This is a genomic window from Vibrio neptunius, assembly GCF_000967495.1.
GTDB lineage: Bacteria > Pseudomonadota > Gammaproteobacteria > Enterobacterales > Vibrionaceae > Vibrio > Vibrio neptunius.
The window spans coordinates 138,914-159,764 of sequence record NZ_JXXU01000044.1; the positions used below are offsets into that span (position 1 = coordinate 138,914).

Below are 20,851 nucleotides of genomic sequence, written 5' to 3' on the forward strand. Positions count from 1 at the left end.
TTAGTGCATTTCTTACAGTATGTGCAGTATTTGTTCTATGAGTAACCAGACAATGTTGTCTATTTTTAAAACCTTTTTTTGGCTTGGCTGGATAAGCTTCGGCGGTCCGGCAGCCCATATCGGCTACTTTCGCAATACCTTTGTTGAAAAGCTCAAATGGCTTGACGATAAAGAGTACGCACAAATTGTCGCTCTGAGTCAGTTTCTGCCAGGGCCAGGCTCCAGTCAGGTTGGCTTTGCTCTCGGTTACAAACGCGGCGGATTACCCGGCGCCTGCATGGCTTTTTTAGGATTCACCCTTCCATCAGTCCTTATCATGCTAGCGCTCGCTGTCCTCAGCAGTGAGCTAACGCAAATGTCCATATTCCAGAGTATTGTCCATGGTCTGAAGCTGTTAGCGGTTGTCGTTGTAGCAGATGCCACGTGGGGAATGTACAAGAGCTTCTGTAAAGATAGGCTATCGGTCACTCTCTGTTTAGTTACCGCCATATCACTATTGGTTTTCCCCAGTATTGCTACCCAAGTAGTGGTTCTGGTTATGGCCGCAGCTCTCGGTATAAAGTACCTGAGTAATCAAGAGCAAGAACCTCAGGCACATTTTGAACCATCGGTGTTTCCTCTTGTTCTATTTATCATACTGATTATTGGCCTGCCTTTTGTTGCTCAAAACTTACCTGCTCTGGAGTTATTCAGTAATTTCTTCCAAGCAGGCAGTTTGGTATTCGGCGGGGGACATGTTGTCTTGCCATTGCTACAGAATATTGTCGGTGATCAGCTCAGTCAGGATGCTTTCCTAACAGGATATGCTGCGGCTCAAGCAGTACCGGGGCCAATGTTCACCTTTGCTACTTACATTGGTTATGAGTTGTTACCCCATTCGCCTATTGTAGGTGCATTGATTGCCACTCTCGGTGTTTTTTTACCAGGCTTCTTACTGCTTTTAGGTGTACTGAAAAACTGGCAATCCTTAGCCAAGATGCCCAAAGTATCGGGCGCCGTAAACGGCGTAAATGCAGCCGTTGTCGGTTTATTGGTTGCCGCTCTCTATCAACCAGTCTTCAGCAGCGCGGTGATAAATTCAATCGACATTTCATTGGTTCTGGTTGGTTTTTATCTGCTTAGACAGTTGAACCTGCCTATTGTCTTAATGGTCATCTTCTTTATGGCAGCGGGCATTGCAGGTGGCTATCTTACTTAAAGACGAGGAAATACAATAAGCCAAAAGGAGAGCGTTAGCTCTCCTTTTATTGCTCAGCCACGGATGCAACTTCTGCTGCTTTTTCTTCCATTACCATTGCCAATGCTTTTTCAAGGTTTTCATTCGCTACCTTGCAATAAGAAGTTTTGCTATCAATGGTTTGCTGTAAGTATGGAATTGCCTTATCGGGCTTACCCTGCAAGATCAAAAAATACCCGACATTATTTAATGCTTCAGGTTTATCCATATGCTTAGAGAACACATTCTCAGCACGAGTAATCTCCCCTTTACCTAAATAAATCAACGCAAGGTTATTCAGTGCCTTTTCGTTGTCAGGATCTTTTTTCAATGCTTGCAAAACGAAACGTTGCGCTTTGCGATAATCTCCTGACATATAAAAGGAGTAGCTTACGTTTATCAAAGTCTTAATCGAGTCTGGCTTAATACTCAGTGCCTGCTTATAAAAAGCCTCGAAAAATTTATGCTCAGTATCTAGGTCGGCAATAACTCCGAGTCCCATGTAAGCGTATTCAGGAGAGTATTTATCGACTTTGAGGTCAACCACTTTTTAAAGTTTGACTCCGCTAGAGCCAAAATGGATAAACAAGTCATAGTTGAGATTATCCACCTCTCACCTAACCTTATTAGTAGATCACGGCAACAATCACTTGGGAATACGCTTTCTGTGGATGTGTTACATAAAGGATATTGGTTAGGCCAATCAATAAGTTACGTTGATAAAGATACGGTGAGGGATCTAGAGAGGTATTTTCATCTCCTCGACTACGGCTATGACGTTTCCGTATTGAGTGAGTCCGATATTGATTTCTGTTTTTTTTTCTATGAAGAAAATTTTGATTCTCTATTTCTAACCACTGCAAAGCTTTGTCAGAACTTACATAAGCATCTTGTCTTGCTCTATAGAGAACATCTGGACCCAGAAGTTAAGCAATTGGAAATCGTGTTTTCAACGCTTGATCTTAATGGAAAATCGGTAAAACCTTGGGCAGAAGAGCTCAGCAAGCAAGTCCACTACCAGTTCAATCAACACAAAGAGATCTTAGAGATCCATAAACTTCCGGCGATATCTGAGCAAAAGAATATCAGCAAAGACCTAGTCGAAATTCTTAGATACATTGACAAAAACCTTTCACGAACTATTCGTGAAGAAGATATTGCAGAATACTGTCATTACTCTGTTACCTATTTCTCTAAATTTTTTCATAAATCGATAGGAGTCAGCTTTAGAGACTACCTTACCATAAAAAGAATAAGTCTTGCTAAACAGTTACTTAGTGAGAAAAAGAAAGAGAAGATTTCCTTTATTGCCTTCCAATGTGGGTACAATGATGTGTCGTATTTCTCTCGTATTTTCAAGAAAAAAACAGGTCTAAGTCCAGCTATCTACCGCCAGCTCCATTAGTTTTAACGCCACGGTCACAAGTTCCTGTTCAACTCTTGCCTAATGCTTCCCTCTCTTAACTCCTGCATGCTAAAGTTAACAAGCTGTTAACAATAAAAATATCATAACTTTGCCAATAACATGGAGTTAGAAAATGATTCAGCCTAACGAGTTAAGCAAAACGACTTGTGCTCTCCCGCCACCAAATGAAATGATCCTTCGCTGGGCAGAGGAACGCCCGAATGAAGTGTATCTCAAACAAATCATTGATCGTCAATTTGTCGAATTCACCTATGCAGAGGTCGCTGACAAAGCACTGAAATTGGTTGCCGCACTGCAGGAACTAGGTCTGCAACCACGAGATAAGATTGCTTTAGTCTCAAAAAACTGCGCAGAATGGTTCATTTGTGATTTAGCGTTGATGCTGGGTGACTTTGTCAGTGTTCCCATCTTCCCAACAGCCGGAGCAGATACAATTGAATACTGCGTCACCCATAGTGAAAGTAAAGCACTGATTGGCGGTAAACTTGATGATGCTACCGCAACTCAACAAGTGCTGGATGCAATGCCAAATCTTATCAGCATCTCGCTCCCTTATGACACTGCCCCTCAATGTCAGCACAACTTTAATAACTTAATCGCTCAATCTCAGCCGAGTAAAGATCGACCAGAACATTATGATGACAAGCTAATGTCATTGGTTTATACATCAGGTACATCAGGCTTGCCCAAGGGTGCCATGCTGACCTATGGTGCTTTCAGTTGGTCAGTACAACAATTGATAAACCATATCGGTATTCAAGAAAATGACCGCCTGTTCTCTTATTTACCGCTGGCTCATATCACTGAACGAGTATATATCTTTGGTTCCTCTATCATGGGCGGGGTTACCACTGCATTCCCAGAGTCTCTTGATACTTTCATCGAAGACGTAAAAATGCAGCGCCCAACGCTGTTTATCTCTGTACCGCGTCTATGGACTTTGTTCCAACAACGTATTCAGGACAAACTCCCGCAGAAAAAACTCAATATTTTGCTCAAAATTCCTTTTGTCAATTCACTGATTAAAAAGAAACTCGCAGACGGTCTTGGTCTAGATCAGGCTCGTGTTTTGGGCTGTGGTTCAGCTCCCGTCTCGCCAGCATTACTGAGTTGGTACCATAGCGTAGGCCTCAATATCACCGAAGCTTGGGGAATGACCGAGTCCTTTGCTTACAGTACCCTCAATTATCCATTCAGAGCGGATAAAATTGGCTCAGTCGGTAATGCAGGTCCAGGAATCGAGCTTAAGATCGCGGATGATGAAGAGATCATGGTGCGCGGCAAGGGTCTGTTCTCTGGTTACTACAAAAATGATATCGCAACTCAAGAATCGTTTGATTCAGAAGGCTGGCTACATACTGGAGATATCGGTTTTATCGACGCAGATGGTTACTTGACCATCCAAGGGCGTAAAAAGGACACCTTCAAAACAGCCAAAGGTAAGTTTGTTGCCCCTGTGCCTATTGAGAAGAAGCTCTTTGAGTACAGTCGCGTAGAGATGATGTGTCTCATCGGCCTTGGATTACCCGCGCCTATCCTTTTAGTGGTACCTCACGATTTCCCTAACTTTGATCGCGCTCGCTACGAGAGAACAACGAAGAAAGTCGTCGAAAGGATGAATGCTGAATTGGAGTCTCACGAGCAGATCAAGGGAGTTCTGATGATCAAAGACCCTTGGAGTATTGAAAATGGCATCCTCACTCCAACTTTGAAAATCAAACGTCATGTCCTTGAGCAGAAATATCATGATGTAGGCCACAACTGGCCCAAAGGACAACTCGTTGTCTGGGAAGAGTAAAACATAAGGAGAGCGAAAGCTCTCCTTTTTTGCTTTTTTATCATTTGTCATTATGATGCTCAACAAAAAGGGAGCAAATTTAAAGGAATGAATATGGATGCAAGACTGCATCACCTGCCGGGCCTACGTTGTTTTGAGATAGCCGCAAGACTAAACAGTTACAGCAGAGCAGCAGAAGAACTCTTTATCAGCCAAGCGGCTGTCAGCCAAAAGATACGTCAACTTGAGGACGGATTGGGCTGTAAGCTTTTTGTCCGAGATGGACGGGAAATGCGCCTAACCGAGCAAGGAAAGATTCTCTTTAAGCATGTCTCTTTAGGTTTTGAAAACATTATCACAGGGTTAAACCAGATCCAAAGTGAGCCAATTGAAGGCCTGCTATGCGTCAACTCAACGCCCTCTTTTGCTTCAAGGTGGTTACTACCTAGGCTGTGGAAATTTTCCACTCAACACCCTAATATTCCGATTCGCATCCTTACCAGCTGTGACGCGCCAAATTTAAAACAAGGTGATGCAGATCTTGCTATCTGGCAAGGAGAACAACTCGATATAGAGAGTAACAAATCCTTCCACAAAGAGTTTTTATTTGAGGAAACGATTTATCCATTTTGTTCTCCTCATCTTGCCAAGTCGATCAATTTAAAAAAACCAGTTCAGCTTCAAGCATGCTGGTTGATTCATTATGAATCAGGTGGCTACCCTTGGGAGTCATGGTTCGCCCAAGCGGGTGTCAGTATGAGCGAGAACTCCGTTCGTTGGATGGAAGTCAGTACTTTTGACCATGCAATGAAAGCCGTGATGTCTGGTCATGGAGCTTGTCTTGCTTCTGATTCTCTCGCCAGTGATTACGTGGAGCGTGGGCTTTTAGTCAAACCTTTTGATATTGGCATGACACCGGGCATCCAGTTCAACCTTTTCTATAGTGACGACTCTCCACGCAAAAAACGTATTCAAGCGTTTGTTAACTGGCTGCAGAATGAAATCAATGAACATCAGAGTTAGTCATCCCAAAATGTCCGACGAGATTCACGTAACGCTTCTTTTTGCTCGACACCTATGTCACGTAGCATACGTTCAGACAGTTGTTCGAGCTGGTGGCGAGTACGATAATTTCGTCTCCATCTTCTAATCTTTGTTAAGAATTTCTGTTTTAAAGATAGACGAACTTCAATCGGATACATCAGAGAGTTGGTTGGATTTTCCATAACTTCACCTTGCGTTTAGTAATAATTGACTTAATAATCGGACAATATTGAATCGCTCTCAAACGATGGAATTTGACCTTTAGTTAAGGAAAACTTAAGTGAAAGATCGCCTCCCTCCTCTACAAGGACTGTATTACTTTTACACGGCAGCACAGTTGGGCAGTTTTAAAAAAGCGGCTGAACATCTGTTTGTCACTGCCGCTGCAATCAGCCAACAAATACGCCAACTAGAAGACTCTCTAGGAGTAGAACTCTTTGTACGCCAGCACCGAAGAGTACTCCTTACTGCAGAAGGGGAAATCCTCTATCAACACGCTCGAAAAGGGTTTGAACATATTCAAGATGGCGTTCGACAAATAAATACAGATCCGAATCCTAACCAGCTCTCCATTTCGACATTACCTTCCTTTGCCCAACACTGGCTTGTGCCGAGGATTGGCCACTTTAGACAGCAAAACCCAGATCTTGAACTGATGATTGAGCCCACCAGCGAGCTGGCTGACTTTCAAAACTCTAACCTTGATTTGTGCATTCGATATGGGCCTGGTGATTACCCAAACATCACTTCAGAGCTACTTATTGAAGAGTTGCTCTATCCTGTTTGTCATCCTATCTACCAAGAGCAACACGGCATATACGAACTCAGCGACCTAACTGGCGCGGACCTAATTGAAGATTATTGGCGTGACCTAGACTGGGGGATTTGGCTTAACAACGTGGGTCACAAAGCCTCTAAGCCAACACTGAAATACAATGGCTCCCACTTTGTATTAGAAGGTGCTTTAGCCGTTCAAGGCGTCGCACTCGCCAAGCATACCTTAGCTCAACGTTATATTGATGAAGGGAAGCTAGTCAGAATCGGTAATCTAGCGCAGCGTACCGACTACAACTATTTCTTGTGCGCACCACGCGCCTACTTTAAAAGAGAGAAAATCAAACGCTTCTGTGAGTGGATTTTTGCTCAAGCTGAAGAGTGTAAAAAGATCGATCATTTAGGGCTAGAAATCATCGATAGTCAAAGCCCGAGGTGAGCCAGAGCGGGAATTGGGAATTGGGAATAGGGAATTGGGAATAGGGAATTGGGAATAGGGAATAGGGAATAGGGAATAGGGAATAGGGATGATTTGCGGTGCTGAGGTTTTTTGCGCCAACCCTTTGTTTTGTCATCCCCGAGAGCGAGGAACGAGTGAGTTGGGGATCTATTGAAGCGAATTGGATACTTGATCAAATTCCCTACTCGCTCCTTCGTCACTCTATGGAATGACCCAATAATTCTCGAAGGACGTAGCCCGTTCTAGCTATCCGAAAGCGCAGCGTTCCAGCTCTCCATAGGACGAAGTCCGTTCCCGTTACCCATAGGGCTTAGCCCGTTCCCATAACAAAAAAAAGCCCCAGTCATTCGACTGGGGCTTTCAAAGCTATCTAGCGAACTCTTGAGAATTATTTCTTCTCGTTACGCTCTTTAACTTCTGCAATCACTTGCTCAGCAACGTTTGCTGGACATGGTGCGTATTGACCGAACTCCATTGAGAACTGACCACGACCAGAAGTGATAGTACGTAGGTGACCGATGTAGCCAAACATTTCCGATAGAGGAACGTCTGCTTTAATACGAACGCCTGTAGTACCAGCTTGTTGGTCTTTAATCATACCACGACGACGGTTAAGGTCACCGATTACGTCACCAACGTTGTCTTCTGGAGTGAATACGTCAACTTTCATGATTGGCTCAAGAAGTTGTGCACCCGCTTTTGGCATAGACTGACGGAATGCGCCTTTTGCAGCGATTTCGTAAGCAATAGCTGAAGAGTCAACTGCGTGGAAGCCACCGTCGAACAGCTCAACTTCTACATCTAGAGTAGGGAAGCCAGCTAGAACACCAGTTTCCATCATAGATGCGAAACCTTTCTCAACTGCAGGCCAGAATTCTTTAGGTACGTTACCACCAACAACAGTTGAAGAGAACGTGAAACCAGAGTTTGGCTCACCTGGGCGGATACGGTAGTCGATCTTACCGAACTGACCAGAACCACCAGACTGCTTCTTGTGCGTGTAGCTATCTTCAACAGCTTGAGTGATAGTTTCACGGTAAGCTACCTGTGGAGCACCTACTTCTAGCTCTACGCCGTAAGTACGCTTAAGGATATCTACCTTGATGTCTAGGTGAAGTTCACCCATACCTTTCAGGATAGTCTCGCCAGAGTCTTCATCAGTCTCAACCTGGAATGATGGATCTTCTGCAACCATCTTACCGATCGCGATACCCATTTTCTCTGTAGAGCCTTTGTCTTTCGGAGAAACAGCGATCGAGATTACTGGTTCTGGGAAGATCATTGCTTCTAGAGTACATTCATGCTTAGGATCACATAGAGTGTGACCAGTCTGAACGTTCTTCATACCAACGATAGCGATGATGTCACCTGCTTGCGCTTCAGTAAGTTCATTACGCTCATCAGCTTGCATCTCACACATACGACCGATACGCTCAGTCTTACCCGTTGCTGAGTTAAGGATAGTATCACCCTTCTTCAGACGACCAGAGTAGATACGTACGAACGTTAGTGCGCCAAAGCGGTCATCCATGATCTTGAATGCTAGTGCTTTTAGTGGCTCGTCTGCAGATACAGTCGCTACTTCGCCAGTTGGCTCACCTGTTTCTGGATCGGTTAGAGGCTGAGGGTCAACTTCCGCTGGAGCTGGTAGGTAATCTACAACAGCGTCAAGGATAAGTTGCATACCTTTGTTCTTGAACGCAGAACCACAGAACGTTGGGAAGAACGCTAGTTCACGAGTACCTTTACGGATACACGCTTTTAGTTGCTCAATAGACGGCTCTTCACCTTCCATGTAAGCTTCCATTAGATAGTCGTCTTGCTCTACAGCAGTTTCAACTAGCTCTTCACGGTACTGTTCTACATCATCAACCATGTCAGCTGGGATGTCTTTAACTTCGTAGTTCTCTGGAAGGCCAGTTTCGTCCCAAACGTAAGCTTGACGGTTTAGTACGTCTACAACACCAACGAAATCGTCTTCACGACCGATTGGCAGAGTCATTACTAGTGGGTTTGCACCAAGAACGTTTTTCACCTGGTCAACAACGTTGAAGAAGTCTGCACCCATACGGTCTAGTTTGTTTACGAAGATCAGACGAGCAACTTCTGAATCGTTCGCGTAGCGCCAGTTAGTTTCTGACTGAGGCTCAACACCACCAGAACCACAGAATACACCGATACCACCGTCAAGAACTTTAAGCGAACGGTATACTTCTACTGTAAAGTCAACGTGTCCCGGAGTATCGATAACGTTTAGGCGGTGGCCATTCCACTCACAAGTAACGGCAGCAGACTGGATTGTGATACCACGCTCAGCTTCCTGCTCCATGAAGTCAGTTGTAGACTCACCGTCGTGTACTTCACCAGTTTTGTGGATTTTACCAGTAAGCTTTAGTATACGCTCAGTGGTGGTAGTTTTACCCGCATCAACGTGCGCGAAAATACCAATGTTTCTGTACTTTGATAAATCTGCCATTGTCTTACTCTGTTTATAAGGTATAAATTGCGCGCAGAGTATATCACAATCTGTCAAGACTGATAGCTTTGCGTGCCTATGTGAATAAAAAAAACTTTTCTCACCAATACTAGCAGTAAATGGTGAGCCTTCGTGGTCAATTCAACCCGCAGCCCCAACCTTCTTAAGAACAAGAGTGCTGCTTAACGTATGGTTGCACAGCACATCAGATTAGGACTCGATTTCAATCAAGTGCGTGGGCAAATCTCTGCCTGTGGGAAGAAGAATTCAATCTCACGAGCGGCCGATTCAGGACTATCTGAACCATGCACAGAGTTGTGACGCATACTCAGCGCGTAGTCAGCACGAATCGTACCACATGCAGCTTCTTCTGGATTCGTTTTGCCCATTAATTCGCGATAACGAGCAATTGCATTTTCACCTTCAAGAACTTGGACCATGATAGGGCCTGAGGTCATGAATTCTTTTAAAGCAGGGAAAAAAGGTTTGCCTTCATGCTCAGCATAGAAACCACTCGCTTGCTCTTCGGTTAACTGAACCATTTTCGCTGCAATAATTTGAAGGCCCGCTTTTTCAATGCGATGATAAATTTCACCAATCAGGTTACGTTCTACTGCATCAGGCTTGATGATAGAAAAAGTTCTTTCTAGAGCCATAGGGTATCCTTTTATTTTCTTTGTTTTTCAGGAGGTCATTGACCTCTCACAATTATTTGTTTGCTTGCTGAATCAATAAGCCAGCCAGAGTGCGTACTCCAACACCGGTTGCGCCAGCAGCCCATTTATCTGTTGCTGATTTGCGATATGTAGCAGAACAGTCGAAATGTAACCAGCCCTTTTTGTAGTCCTCAACAAAGTAAGACAAGAAAGCAGCAGCCGTGCTGGCACCTGGAGAATAATCACCACTGCTGATATTAGATAAATCAGCAAAATTCGATGGCAACATTCCACGGTGGAAATCCGCTAACGGCAATGGCCATAGGCCTTCTTTCTCTTCTTTTGCTGCAGATAACGCCTGCTGGGAGAGTTCTTCATCAAAACTCATTAATGCATGGTAGTCATTACCTAGTGCGTTTTTAGCCGCACCTGTCAGCGTGGCACAATCAACAATCAATGCCGGTTTTTGCTCACTCGCATAAAGTAAGCCATCGGCGAGAACTAGGCGACCTTCTGCGTCGGTATTCAAGATCTCGACCGTTTTACCATTCTTGTAAGTAATGACGTCACCCAGCTTCAACGCTCGACCTGAGATCATGTTTTCAGCACAGCAAAGAATCAGTTTTACACGTTTGTTCAAGCCACGCATAATTGCCAGACCTAAGCCACCAGTGATCGTGCCCGAACCGCCCATATCTGCTTTCATTGCCGCCATAAAGCCTGAAGGTTTGATACTATAACCACCAGAATCAAAAGTGATGCCCTTACCCACAAGACATGCCCAAACGGGTGCATTCTCATCGCCTGTTGGGTTGTAATCGAGTTGCAGCATGGCAGATGTGCGCTCAGATCCGCGTCCTACCGCATAGATACCTTCCCAGCCTTCGGCCAGTAAGTCTTTATCTTTTACGATTCGAGCTTTAACCGTACCTTCTGGAGCGACCGACTTAATAAACTCAGCAGCCATAGTTGCGAGCTGACGTGGTGCGACTTCTTCAGCTGGTTTGTTAATGATGTCACGAGTGAACTCGGTTGCCTTGATTCGTGCGTCCAACTCTCTTTGAGCCGTTTCGACTAACTCAGGTAGAGCTAATGCATTGTTTTTCTTTGGTCCTCGATAACCTTGATGAAATGCCCAAACACTCTCAAGATCCCAGCCCGCTCCCTCAAGAGATACCGAAGTGATACCTTGCGAATCCATTTTACGTGCAGCGCGTTGTACAGTGCCAAGATCATCTCCTTCACCGAGGTGAATGGTTGCATCCGTTTCCGTGAATGAAAGGATTGCTTTCTCTCCCCAATGTGGTGCCGCTGGCTCTTGACTCAAAAATACTGACATCTGTGTAGACATGGTTTCTCCTTGTCTTCTTATTGGCGTTGTCCAAGCCATTTTGTTTTACGTTCGGATGTTAGCATTTTGTAGAGCTAAAATGTCAATTCGATAAAAAAACGGGCGCTAAGGCCCGTTACTTTTAGTAAAATTTGTTAACTAGAAAGACTTTTTAGCAAGCGCTAATCCATTTCATCCATCCAGCATAGAATCACTGCTTCGAGAATCTTTTCGTTAGAGCGGTTAGGCTCATCATCAAACTCATCCAACTCAGTAATCCACTGATGAAGATCGGTAAAACGTACTGTTTTAGGATCTATTTCAGGAAACTTGTCGCACAATTCGATCGCGATATCGCGTGAATCTGTCCATTTCATAACCAATTCCTTATGTGATTCTTTTTGCTCACATCAATAAATGCAGAATACTCAAAATAATTGGAGTTGCGGCTAGGCAACAAGTAAGCTCATCCCTATGAGCATAGGTGTTCTATGTAATTGGGATGAGCTCACTCAGTAAACAACGCTGCGGCTTCAAGTATGCAGAGTATTAGTGATCTTCTGAAGCGTGGTTAAGAGTGTATTTAGGAATCTCAACCACCAAGTCTTCATCCGTAACTTTAGCCTGACAACCCAATCGTGATTCAGGCTCCAAGCCCCATGCTTTGTCCAGCATGTCGTCTTCCAACTCGTCACTCTCTTCCAAAGAGTCAAAGCCTTCACGAACCACAATGTGACAGGTAGTACACGCACATGACTTTTCACACGCATGCTCGATACCGATACCATTTTTCAGCGCCACATCCAGTACAGTTTCACCAGTATCTGCTTCTAGTACCGCACCTTCCGGGCATAAATCTTCGTGTGGTAATACTATAATCTTAGGCATAACTCTTATCTCTTAAATATCATCTACTGATTGACCTGACAGTGCAGCTCGAATCGATTTATCCATACGGCGTGAAGCAAAGTCCTGACTCGCTTTATCAGTATCTTTGATTCCCTGCTCAATAGCATCCGCACTATCGCCATTACGCAGTTCAATCAATGATTCAATCGATTTAATCAGGGCTTCTCTTTCCGCTTCGGACAGCAAGTCATCACCGTCCGCTTGCATCGCAGCAAGTAACCCTTCAATGACACGATCAGCTTCTACTCGCTGTTCAGCCAGCGCACGCGCCATCATATCGTCTTTCGCGTACGTCATAGAGTCACGCAGCATGTTTGCCACTTCATCGTCACTCAAACCATAAGACGGTTTAACTTGTATTTCGGACTGAACACCAGTGCTCTTCTCCATTGCAGTGACTGAAAGAAGACCATCGGCATCAACTTGGTATGTCACACGAATATGAGCAGCACCAGCAGCCATTGGAGGAATGCCTTTTAGTGAGAATCGTGCCAACGAACGGCAGTCATCAACCAGTTCACGCTCACCTTGTACAATGTGAACACTCATTGCAGTCTGACCATCTTTAAATGTCGTAAATTCTTGCGCACGAGCAACCGGAATTGTGGTATTACGTGGAACAATTTTCTCGACCAATCCACCCATGGTTTCGATACCTAGAGATAGTGGGATTACATCAAGAAGCAACATTTCAGAATCTGGCTTATTACCCGCGAGAATATCAGCCTGAATACCTGCACCAATCGCAACAACCTCATCAGGGTCAATACTTGTTAGCGGCTTACGACCAAAGAAGTCTCCTACCATTTCTCGGACGAGATGTGTACGAGTTGAACCACCTACCATCACAACTTCTAATACTTCGTCAGCATCAACTTCTGCATCTTTTAGCGCGCGGCGGCATGACATCAGCGTTTTCTTAACGAGAGGACGAATAAGATCTTCAAATTGCTCACGGCTAACACTGCCTTTCCAACCGAAAACTTCAACATCAACGCTCTCTTTTTCAGAGAAAGCAATTTTGGTTTCAGTCGCGATGTTAAGTAACGTTCGTGTCTTTTCCGGTGATAATGGTGTTTCTAAGCCTGCTTGTTCCATTAAGTAGTCAGCAAGTAAGTGGTCAAAATCATCACCACCTAACGCAGAGTCCCCCCCCGTTGCCAACACTTCAAACACACCTTTAGAAAGGCGCAGAATTGAAATATCAAAAGTACCACCACCCAGATCATAAACGGCAATAACGCCCTCTTGGCCGGAGTCTAGGCCATAAGCAATAGCCGCTGCAGTGGGTTCATTTAGCAAACGTAAAACGTGCATACCAGCTAACTTAGCAGCGTCTTTTGTACCTGCACGCTGAGCGTCATCAAAGTAAGCAGGAACAGTAATGACAACACCGGCTAACTCTCCGCCTAATGTTGCTTCCGCTCTCTGGCCCAGCGTCCTTAAAATATCGGCTGAAACCTCAATTGGATTCTTATCGCCCGCTTGTGTTTCAAGAACAGGTAAGCCGTTATCACTCGCTTTGAATTGGTAAGGCAGATTTGGGTAACGCTGTTGAATGTCATTTAGAGAGCGTCCGAGTAAACGCTTTACTGAAATAATGGTATTAGCAGGATCTTGCTCGGCCATGGCTTTTGCCTCAGCCCCAACAGTTAGTTCTTCACCAGAGTAGTTCACTACAGAAGGCAAGATACTATGACCATGTTCATCTTTAAGAGTTGCAGCGTCACCACTACGCACTGACGCAACCAATGAATTGGTAGTACCTAAATCGATACCTGCTGCAAGTTTGTGCTCATGAGGTGCCGAGCTTTGACCCGGTTCTGCAATTTGAAGTAGTGCCATGAGTGGTCCTTGTTTTTCACTAGCCGAGGAGTTTCTCTTCTACTAGCTCGATTTCATTTTTTAATTTAGCGATGAATTTGAGTTTACGTACACGCTCAGCAGCTTGTTGCCAAAGCCCATCATTCAGTTCCTGCTCTACCGATTTCAGATGCTGCTTGTACATTTTGCTCACCTTACTTTCAAAATCGAATAGTGCTTCTTCTGGATCTGAGTTGAATGGAATCTCCTCAAGCTCTTCGCGTAATTCCATCTGTTCCATTAGAAACATAGGATCACTCATGGTTTGTTGTTCACCACGAATATCAACGCCATTTTCTGCCAGCATATACTCTGCACGAGACAGAGGTTTTTTTAAAACTTGATAGGCATCGTTGATTTCCGATGCTTTTTGCACCGCCATGAGGCGGTCTCGCTCTGAAGCACTGGCAAAGTTATCTGGATGGAAGCGTTTTTGAAGTTCACGGAATTGTGAAGAAAGAAGGCTACCATCCAGCTGAAACTGACTTGGTAGCCCAAATAATTCAAAGTAATTCATGGAGAATTCGGTCCTTGGTAATCTACCTGCAAGCTATGCCTACAAGCGCTATCAATTATACGTTGAAGCTTTCACCGCAACCACATTCACTTTTAGCATTCGGGTTGTTGAATTCAAACCCTTCGTTTAGGCCTTCTTTAACATAATCCAATTCAGTGCCGTCTAAATATACAAGGCTCTTTGGGTCAATGATGACTTTCACGCCTTCATGCTCGAATACTGAATCTTCTTCGTTAAGCTCATCAACGAATTCAAGTACATATGCCATTCCAGAACAGCCTGTCGTTTTCACACCCAAACGCAAACCGATCCCTTTACCTCGGTTTTCTAGGAATGTTCTAACGCGACTTGCCGCGGTTTCTGTCATTGTGATGGCCATACTGCACCTTAGTTAATTGATTGGCGAACGGAATGGGAGCTTTAGGCTCCCATTATATACAGATTACTTATTCTTGGTGTTTTTTCTTGTAGTCAGCAACCGCAGCTTTGATTGCATCTTCAGCAAGAATCGAGCAGTGTACTTTAACTGGTGGCAGCTCAAGTTCTTCAGCAATCTCAGCATTCTTAATTGCTGCTGCTTCATCAATGCTCTTACCTTTTACCCACTCGGTAACCAGTGAGCTTGATGCGATTGCACTACCACAACCGTATGTTTTGAACTTCGCATCTTCGATAATACCCTCAGATGTTACCTTAATTTGAAGCTTCATTACGTCACCACAAGCTGGAGCACCAACCATGCCGCTGCCTACTGCTGGGTCTTCTTTATCAAACGAACCAACGTTGCGTGGGTTTTCGTAGTGATCAATTACTTTTTCGCTATATGCCATGATTTTTACCTCGAATCCTCTATTAACTGACTTGGAATAACCTGATGAAATTAGTGGTGAGCCCACTCAACTGTATCTAGATCGATTCCTTCCTTGTACATATCCCATAGAGGAGACATGTCACGCAGTTTAGTTACTGCAGTACGAATTTGTTCAATTGCATAATCAATTTCTTCTTCAGTCGTAAATCGACCAAAAGAGAAACGTACAGAGCTATGTGCTAGTTCATCGTTTAGACCAAGAGCACGCAGCACATATGAAGGCTCTAGACTTGCCGATGTACACGCACTACCTGAAGAGACCGCTAGATCTTTAAGTGACATCAGTAGAGATTCACCTTCAACAAAGGCAAAGCTAACGTTCAGGTTGTGAGGAACACGTTGCTCAAAGTCACCGTTAACAGTTACAGCTTCTAAATCTTTAACACCGTCAAATAGTCGGTTGCGAAGCGCAAGTGCATGATCGAAATCTTTTTGCATATCTTCTTTAGCAATACGGAACGCTTCGCCCATACCAACAATTTGGTGAGTAGCCAGTGTGCCTGAACGGAAACCACGCTCATGACCACCTCCGTGCATTTGTGCTTCAAGACGAATACGTGGCTTACGACGAACGTATAGTGCACCGATACCTTTAGGGCCATAAGCTTTATGAGCAGACAATGAGATAAGGTCTACTTTCATTTCCTTGACATCGATTGGTAGCTTACCCGCAGACTGAGCTGCATCAACGTGGAAAACCACTTTACGTTCGCGACAAAGTTCACCAATAGAAGAGATATCTTGAATAACACCAATTTCGTTGTTCACATGCATGATCGAAACCAATACAGTGTCTTCACGCATTGCGGCTTCAAGCTTCTTAAGATCAATCAAACCGTTAGATTCAGGTTCAAGGTAAGTTACCTCAAAACCTTCGCGCTCTAGTTGGCGACATGGGTCAAGAACCGCCTTGTGCTCAGTTTTACACGTAATCACGTGTTTACCTTTCTTAGAATAGAAATGAGCTGCGCCTTTAATAGCTAGGTTATCTGATTCTGTCGCGCCAGAGGTAAAGACGATTTCGCGAGGGTCGGCATTCATTAGATCAGCAATTTGTTCACGAGCAGTATCTACTGCTTCTTCTGCCTGCCAACCATATCGATGTGAACGCGATGCAGGGTTGCCAAACGTACCATCCATTGTCATGTACTGAACCATTTTTTCAGCTACACGGGGGTCTACAGGACAAGTCGCTGAGTAATCTAGGTAAATAGGCAGTTTCATTCTCTACTCCAATGTAACAGGCAAACCGCTTAAGAGCGGACATTTACACCGATGGGCGCGGTGTTAGAATTCTTGTTAGAAAACCCATGGTTAACCGTAAGACCAAGATCTTGTCGGTCTGAAATTTCTAGTACTTCGTTATCCGTCATCAACTCACCAAGAGTGATGTTGTTTAAGAAGTCACTGATGCGTGAACTTAAATCACGCCAAAGAGTGTGAGTAAGGCAACGAGTTCCACCTTGACAGTCTGCTCTACCATTGCATTTGGTCGCATCAACCGACTCGTCTACGGCAGCAATCACTGTACCAATAGCAATAGAATGAGCGTCTTCACCTAAACGGTAACCACCGCCTGGGCCACGAACACTGGCCACAAGGCCCGCTTTGCGTAGCTTTGAAAATAGCTGCTCTAAGTAAGACAACGAGATCCCTTGTCGCTCTGAAATGTCAGCCAAAGGCACTGGGTTTTGTTGCGAATGCAGAGCCACATCTAACATGGCTGTAACTGCGTATCTTCCTTTAGATGTAAGTCTCATATAACACCATATCCACACTGTTTATGTGATGGCGATTCTCACATACCCGACTAAATTGGTCAAGTATATATTTGACTGTTTTAGTCAGGTATTTAACTATGATTTTATTGTGGTTAATTTACTTATTGATTTTTCTTTCAATTGAGGTCAATACACCACGCAGAATATTCAGTTCTTGCGCTTCAGGTCTGGCTCTATTAAATAGCCTACGCAGCTTGTTCATCACTTTCCCAGGCTGATCATCGCTAATAAATTGGGTCATAGTTGCCACTTTTTCAAGATGCGAAAAGAACATTTCTAACTCTTTATGTCTTGGATATTCCGCCACTTGATTAGGCTCATATTGACTCTGTTGCTTTTCCAAATATGCCATACGAACTTCATAGCTTAGTGTCTGAACAGCCATTGCCAGATTAAGAGAGCTGTACTCAGGATTAGCAGGAATACAAACATGATAGTGGCACGTCTGAAGCTCTTCGTTTGTTAATCCGGTACGCTCGCGACCAAATACTAATGCGACCTGAGATGCTTCTCCTTGTTCGACAAATTTCTTACCACATTCACGCGGCTCTAACATTGGCCATTCTAAAGTACGTGAACGCGCACTTGAACCTACAACAAGGCTACAATCAGCAACAGCCTCATTTAATGTGTTGACTATCACTGCCGATCGGACGATATCTGCTGCGCCAGCAGCAAGTGCTGTTGCCTGCTCATCTATCTCACACTGTGGATCAACAAGTACTAAGTTAGTCAGCCCCATGACTTTCATTGCTCTTGAAGCCGAGCCAATGTTTCCAGAGTGAGAGGTTCCAACAAGTACAACTTTGACATTGTTTAGCATCAGTGTTTTCCATGACGTAATTTTGAACTGCGCGATATTAACATACACCTGAGTAAAATGGTCAGACCCTTTACTGTAATAAAACCAAAAGTTCAAAAAATAACCACTTCCATTTCGGTGTTTATCTGATATACTGCCGCCCGTTTTTCTGTTCTTTAACATCCGTTGGGAAATTAGTATGCATCCAATGCTTAATATTGCTATTCGTGCTGCACGAAAAGCAGGCAACCATATTGCTAAATCTTTAGAAAATGCTGAGAAGATTGAATCGACTCAAAAAGGCGTCAATGACTTCGTCACTAACGTAGACAAAGAAGCAGAAGCTATCATTATCGATACGATCAAAGCCTCTTACCCTGATCACACTGTAATTGGTGAAGAGTCAGGCCTTCTTCAAGGTAAAGATGACGAAGTGCAATGGATCATCGACCCACTGGATGGCACTACAAACTTTGTAAAAGGTTTACCTCACTTCTCTGTTTCTATTGCTGTACGCATCAAAGGCAAAACAGAAGTCGCTTGTGTTTACGACCCAATGCTGAATGAGCTTTTCACCGCTCAACGAGGTTCTGGCGCGCAACTTAATAATGCTCGTATCCGCGTCAAGCAAGTAAAAGACCTTCAGGGTACTGTTTTAGCTACGGGTTTCCCATTCAAACAGAAACAGCACTCAGAGTCTTACTTTAAGATTATGTCAGCACTATTCGTTGACTGTTCTGATTTCCGTCGCACAGGTTCGGCCGCTCTAGACCTATGTTACCTTGCAGCAAACCGTGTAGATGGTTTCTTTGAGCTTGGTCTTAAACCGTGGGATATCGCTGCTGGTGAGCTTATAGCTCGTGAAGCAGGTGCTATTGTTACTGATTTTGCTGGCGGCACTGACTATGTAAAATCAGGTAATGTTGTAGCTTCAAGTGCTCGCGGCGTTAAAGGCATGCTTAAGCACATCCGTGAAAACGGTAATGAAGCACTACTAAAATAATCTCAAAGCTCCGTCACAGCTGAAACTTTTAGCCCACTCATTAGAGTGGGTTTTTTTGTATCTACAGGAACTAACTCTGCTATGAAGTCGCTATAGACACATAACTAAGGCAATATGTGATAAGAAAGTGATGCCTATTTTTAAAGACAACGGATGTATCGATACTAACGCATGAAGATAAAACCTCTTTTCTACTCTCTTACCCTACTTTTGATTGGTTGTGGTTCAGACCCAGACAGTGTGCCACTTTCTGAAATAGATCATTGTGATTCAATTCCACAGCATCAAGTAGAGCCCCTCTCTCATTACCTTGAGCCCTTCCAATCTAAGTTAGACAATGCAACTGGCGTATATGTTTTGGAGCAAGGTGCTGAAGCCATGATGTCTAGAGCTTGGATAACGGATAGAGCAGAGCACAGCATTGATATTCAGTACTTTATATTCTCGGTAGACAACATTGGCTTGATTGCAACAGACCACCTTGTTCGCGCGGCCGAGCGCGGAGTAACAGTTAGAGTACTAATTGATGACATCATGCTAAACGCGAAAGGCGATGAACTTCTAATGCTCGATGCCCATGAAAATATACAGATAAAAATCTATAACCCGAATGTGAACATAGGCAAGAACATCATCAATAAGCTTGGTACCTTGCTTACTGACTTCCACGGTTTAAACCAAAGAATGCATAACAAGGTATTCTTGGTCGACGACCAGATAGCCGTTACGGGAGGACGTAATATCGCGGACGAGTATTTCGGTTTTGACCACGAGTATAACTTCAGAGATCGCGACGTCTTTCTCGCGGGTAAGACGGTATCAGATGTAAAAAGCTCATTTAATGAGTTTTGGAACCATGAGTTAAGTGTAGGAGTTGAGAAACTAGTTGGTAATAACCCTTACCCTAAGAACCCTGACTTCTCCCGCCTACATTCTTACTCATGTAACCCTGAGAACTTCCATCCTGAGATAAAAGCTGAAATCGAGAAAGTGCCACAAACTTTTGACCGCTTGATGGACCAAGGACGCTTTAGATTCCTTGAGAAAGTAGAATACATCTCGGATAAACCCGGTAAAAACGATCAGCAAACTTTTCTTGGTGGTGGAAGTATTACAAGAAGCAAGTTGATTGAACTCGCAGAAAGTGCTGAGAAAAGTATTTTGATCCAGACACCTTACCTAGTCACCACGAAAGCAGACCGTAAGTTCCTTCGTCGATTAGTCGATAAAGGGGTGGAGATAAAGATCCTCACTAACAGCCTCGCCTCCAATGACAACCTGGAAGCGTTTAGCGGCTATCAAAGGAATCGTTCTGCGCTAACAAAAACAGGCGTCGAGATTTATGAGTTCAAGCCAGATGCCAAAGTTCGTCAGCGGGTCATGACTGAACATATGTTTAAACGCTTGCCCACCACGCCTATCTTTGGCTTACACGCTAAGACGATGACCATTGATGATCATATAACGATTGTCGGTACTTATAACTTTGACCCTCGTAGCGCTAACCTCAATACAGAAAGCTTTACAGTCATTTATTCACCAGAGATTACTGATGGTGTAAATACTGCAATGAGAATCGAGATGGAACCAGAAAACGCGTGGCTTATTAGCGAAGGCTTCAACCCGGATCATAAGGTCAATATCTTTAAACAGATAGGGGTAAAAATCAGAAGAATTGTTCCAAAGAGTATCCTTTAAACTGGATTCTCAATATTTGGCAGGAATAGAAAGACTCGAACTTATAACACGCGCATGTTCTGATATTCGAGGAATCCGCTGCTTTGGTTTAGCACTAACATACGAAAAAGCCTCAGCATTTCTGCTGAGGCTTTCGAATATGGCAGGTGTAGAAAGACTCTAACTTCTAACACGCGCATCTTTGATAGTGGCGGAATCCGCTGCTCGTTCATAGCTACAAAAGAAAAGGCTCTAGCATTTCTGCTAGA

General features: G+C 44.0%; 21 protein-coding genes and 1 pseudogene. 7 read left to right on the forward strand and 15 right to left on the reverse strand.

What is annotated here, in order from left to right:
* The first annotated feature begins 52 nt into the window (after positions 1 to 52).
* Complete coding sequence (chrA, locus tag TW84_RS15845) at positions 53 to 1,198, forward strand: chromate efflux transporter (protein ID WP_045976602.1); 1,146 nt, start codon at positions 53 to 55, stop codon at positions 1,196 to 1,198.
* Positions 1,199 to 1,244: 46 nt separating this feature from the next.
* On the opposite strand, the pseudogene TW84_RS15850 reads toward chrA, so the two are convergent.
* Positions 1,245 to 1,763 (reverse strand): annotated as a pseudogene (locus tag TW84_RS15850) (tetratricopeptide repeat protein); the annotation flags it as partial.
* 120 nt (positions 1,764 to 1,883) lie between these two features.
* On the opposite strand from TW84_RS15850, the gene TW84_RS15855 reads away from it, so the two are divergent.
* The 3 genes from TW84_RS15855 to TW84_RS15865 all read left to right on the forward strand — a co-directional run bounded on the left by TW84_RS15855 (position 1,884) and on the right by TW84_RS15865 (position 5,442).
* The gene (locus tag TW84_RS15855) at positions 1,884 to 2,621 is read left to right on the forward strand and encodes a helix-turn-helix domain-containing protein (protein ID WP_045976603.1); all 738 of its coding nucleotides are present in this window, start codon (positions 1,884 to 1,886) and stop codon (positions 2,619 to 2,621) included.
* 133 nt (positions 2,622 to 2,754) lie between these two features.
* Positions 2,755 to 4,440 carry an AMP-binding protein gene (locus TW84_RS15860; RefSeq protein WP_045976604.1) on the forward strand — a complete coding sequence of 562 codons (1,686 nt, stop codon included), beginning with the start codon at positions 2,755 to 2,757 and terminating at the stop codon, positions 4,438 to 4,440.
* A gap of 93 nt (positions 4,441 to 4,533) precedes the next feature.
* Entirely contained in the window at positions 4,534 to 5,442 is a 909-nt protein-coding gene (locus tag TW84_RS15865) for a LysR substrate-binding domain-containing protein (RefSeq protein ID WP_045976605.1), read from the forward strand.
* On the opposite strand, the gene TW84_RS15870 is transcribed toward TW84_RS15865, so the two are convergent.
* Positions 5,439 to 5,645, reverse strand: coding sequence for a DUF1127 domain-containing protein (locus TW84_RS15870; protein ID WP_045976606.1), 207 nt, complete (start codon positions 5,643 to 5,645; stop codon positions 5,439 to 5,441). The genes TW84_RS15865 and TW84_RS15870 overlap by 4 nt on opposite strands.
* Positions 5,646 to 5,743: 98 nt before the next feature.
* Here TW84_RS15870 and TW84_RS15875 point away from each other — a divergent pair, with 98 nt between their 5' ends.
* Entirely contained in the window at positions 5,744 to 6,676 is a 933-nt protein-coding gene (locus TW84_RS15875) for a LysR substrate-binding domain-containing protein (RefSeq protein ID WP_045976607.1), read from the forward strand.
* Positions 6,677 to 7,085: 409 nt separating this feature from the next.
* Here the strand turns inward: TW84_RS15875 and fusA are convergent, their stop codons facing one another.
* The 12 genes from fusA to trmJ form a co-directional block, all read right to left on the reverse strand.
* Positions 7,086 to 9,173 carry an elongation factor G gene (gene fusA / locus TW84_RS15880; RefSeq protein ID WP_045976608.1) on the reverse strand — a complete coding sequence of 696 codons (2,088 nt, stop codon included), beginning with the start codon at positions 9,171 to 9,173 and terminating at the stop codon, positions 7,086 to 7,088.
* A 227-nt stretch (positions 9,174 to 9,400) separates the two neighbouring features.
* Positions 9,401 to 9,829, reverse strand: a complete 429-nt coding sequence (ndk, locus tag TW84_RS15885; protein WP_045976609.1) for a nucleoside-diphosphate kinase — start codon at positions 9,827 to 9,829, stop codon at positions 9,401 to 9,403.
* Positions 9,830 to 9,881: 52 nt separating this feature from the next.
* A complete protein-coding gene (pepB, locus tag TW84_RS15890) occupies positions 9,882 to 11,180 on the reverse strand; it encodes an aminopeptidase PepB (RefSeq protein ID WP_045976610.1) in 1,299 nt (432 codons plus the stop codon).
* A gap of 161 nt (positions 11,181 to 11,341) precedes the next feature.
* Complete coding sequence (gene iscX, locus TW84_RS15895) at positions 11,342 to 11,536, reverse strand: Fe-S cluster assembly protein IscX (RefSeq protein ID WP_045976611.1); 195 nt, start codon at positions 11,534 to 11,536, stop codon at positions 11,342 to 11,344.
* Positions 11,537 to 11,708: 172 nt separating this feature from the next.
* Positions 11,709 to 12,047, reverse strand: coding sequence for an ISC system 2Fe-2S type ferredoxin (fdx, locus tag TW84_RS15900; protein ID WP_006959826.1), 339 nt, complete (start codon positions 12,045 to 12,047; stop codon positions 11,709 to 11,711).
* Between the two features lie 12 nt (positions 12,048 to 12,059).
* Complete coding sequence (gene hscA, locus TW84_RS15905; RefSeq protein WP_045976612.1) at positions 12,060 to 13,913, reverse strand: Fe-S protein assembly chaperone HscA; 1,854 nt, start codon at positions 13,911 to 13,913, stop codon at positions 12,060 to 12,062.
* Between the two features lie 19 nt (positions 13,914 to 13,932).
* Positions 13,933 to 14,448, reverse strand: a complete 516-nt coding sequence (hscB, locus tag TW84_RS15910; protein ID WP_045976613.1) for a co-chaperone HscB — start codon at positions 14,446 to 14,448, stop codon at positions 13,933 to 13,935.
* Positions 14,449 to 14,503: 55 nt separating this feature from the next.
* Positions 14,504 to 14,827: an iron-sulfur cluster assembly protein IscA gene (gene iscA, locus TW84_RS15915; protein ID WP_045976614.1), complete on the reverse strand. Its 324-nt coding sequence runs from the start codon at positions 14,825 to 14,827 to the stop codon at positions 14,504 to 14,506.
* Positions 14,828 to 14,894: 67 nt separating this feature from the next.
* On the reverse strand, positions 14,895 to 15,278 hold the full coding sequence (gene iscU / locus TW84_RS15920; protein WP_045976615.1) for a Fe-S cluster assembly scaffold IscU: 384 nt from the start codon (positions 15,276 to 15,278) through the stop codon (positions 14,895 to 14,897).
* A 50-nt stretch (positions 15,279 to 15,328) separates the two neighbouring features.
* Positions 15,329 to 16,543 (reverse strand): IscS subfamily cysteine desulfurase, encoded by a 1,215-nt coding sequence (locus TW84_RS15925; protein ID WP_045976616.1) that lies wholly within the window; start codon positions 16,541 to 16,543, stop codon positions 15,329 to 15,331.
* 29 nt (positions 16,544 to 16,572) lie between these two features.
* On the reverse strand, positions 16,573 to 17,079 hold the full coding sequence (gene iscR / locus TW84_RS15930; RefSeq protein WP_045976617.1) for a Fe-S cluster assembly transcriptional regulator IscR: 507 nt from the start codon (positions 17,077 to 17,079) through the stop codon (positions 16,573 to 16,575).
* Between the two features lie 118 nt (positions 17,080 to 17,197).
* Complete coding sequence (gene trmJ / locus TW84_RS15935; RefSeq protein ID WP_045976626.1) at positions 17,198 to 17,923, reverse strand: tRNA (cytosine(32)/uridine(32)-2'-O)-methyltransferase TrmJ; 726 nt, start codon at positions 17,921 to 17,923, stop codon at positions 17,198 to 17,200.
* 178 nt (positions 17,924 to 18,101) lie between these two features.
* On the opposite strand from trmJ, the gene suhB reads away from it, so the two are divergent.
* Both suhB and TW84_RS15945 read left to right on the forward strand, forming a co-directional pair.
* A complete protein-coding gene (suhB, locus tag TW84_RS15940) occupies positions 18,102 to 18,905 on the forward strand; it encodes an inositol-1-monophosphatase (protein ID WP_045976618.1) in 804 nt (267 codons plus the stop codon).
* Positions 18,906 to 19,076: 171 nt separating this feature from the next.
* Positions 19,077 to 20,603, forward strand: a complete 1,527-nt coding sequence (locus TW84_RS15945; RefSeq protein ID WP_045976619.1) for a phospholipase D family protein — start codon at positions 19,077 to 19,079, stop codon at positions 20,601 to 20,603.
* A 41-nt stretch (positions 20,604 to 20,644) separates the two neighbouring features.
* Here TW84_RS15945 and TW84_RS24975 read toward each other — a convergent pair.
* Positions 20,645 to 20,851, reverse strand: a 207-nt coding sequence (locus TW84_RS24975; RefSeq protein WP_205622498.1) for a hypothetical protein, incomplete at its 5' end; no start/stop codon positions are given.